This is a genomic window from Actinomadura formosensis NBRC 14204 (genome assembly GCF_001552155.1).
Lineage (GTDB): Bacteria > Actinomycetota > Actinomycetes > Streptosporangiales > Streptosporangiaceae > Spirillospora > Spirillospora formosensis.
Genome location: NZ_BCQQ01000309.1, coordinates 1 through 1,108, shown reverse-complemented (window position 1 = coordinate 1,108; position 1,108 = coordinate 1). Strand labels below are relative to the sequence as shown.

At 64.4% G+C, this 1,108-nt stretch carries 1 protein-coding gene; it reads right to left on the bottom strand.

Going from position 1 to position 1,108, the window contains the following annotated elements; all coding sequences use genetic code 11:
* Positions 1–104: 104 nt before the first annotated feature.
* Complete coding sequence (locus tag AF1_RS32680) at positions 105–836, bottom strand: HAD family hydrolase (protein WP_084263555.1); 732 nt, start codon at positions 834–836, stop codon at positions 105–107.
* Positions 837–1,108: the final 272 nt, after the last annotated feature.

Below are 1,108 nucleotides of genomic sequence, written 5' to 3'. Positions count from 1 at the left end.
GAGCCTAGGACCAGGCGTCTCACGGTGGTTGATCGTGCGCGCGGGCGGCCGGACGCGTCCTTGTCGAGAGGAATCCGACTTCTGGAAGTAGCGGACCCAAGATGCTACGAGCCCGTCACCTGCCGCACGGCCCTGACGGCCGCAACAACCGCCGCCGTGTCCGCCAAGTCCGGAAGCACGACGTCAGGTTCCTCGGCCCTCAGCCGCTCAATGCCGTCACTGCCCGACGCGACCGCCACGACGTAGGCGCCACCCAAACGGCCGGCCTGAACGTCCCGAGGAGTGTCGCCGATTACCACCGTGTTCCCTGCGTCAAGCCACACGCCATACTTTGCCGAGGCCCGTTCCCGAGCAATGCCGACCAGGTTGGCTCGTATGTGGTCGTCGGAGCCGTAGCCGCCAACCTCGAAGTCAAGCCCGTGGTGCAGATCGAACGTCGCCACCTTGGTGAACGCGTTCGCCCGAATATTGCCGGTCACGACCGACTGAATCACGCCCTCTTGAGCGCTCAGCGCCGCAATGGCTTCCCGCGCACCCGGCAGGGCGAAGCCCACTTCCCGTAGCCGATCAGCCCGAGACGAGAGCGCCGCCGCAAGCACCTCTCCGAACCGCTCTTGGTACTCAGCCGTCACAGTGAGTCCGTGTCGCTCGACCAGATCCGCCATGATGACCGGGTCGGTCCGGCCGTCCGTCCTGGCTCGGAGTTCAGCCTCCCGTCCCGTGAGCAACCCGAATGCTGCTGCGTAGGTCTCTTTGCTGACGCCGCTGTTCTCGATCAACGTGTGATCGACATCCCACAGCACCAGCAACGGACACCGTGCCGAGTCTTCAGTCACGCGATCAGCCTACGGGGGCTGGCCCCGGATGTGTTAGCCGCTCACGGTTTGCGTTCGATCGACTGACGGAGCTGGCGAGGGCCTTCCTCTCGTCGCTTCGGCCAGGGTCAACACACGGGCCGCTGAGATCTTGAGGATGTCAATCCAGTGGATCCGGGTACCTGAGATTCGTGAGGCACGTGAACACTTGCAGGCCGTCATGCCCGCTGACAGTCACGACGCGCGCTAGCCCGTGACTCGCACGTTCAGCATGTGAGGATTTCCCTGCTTAG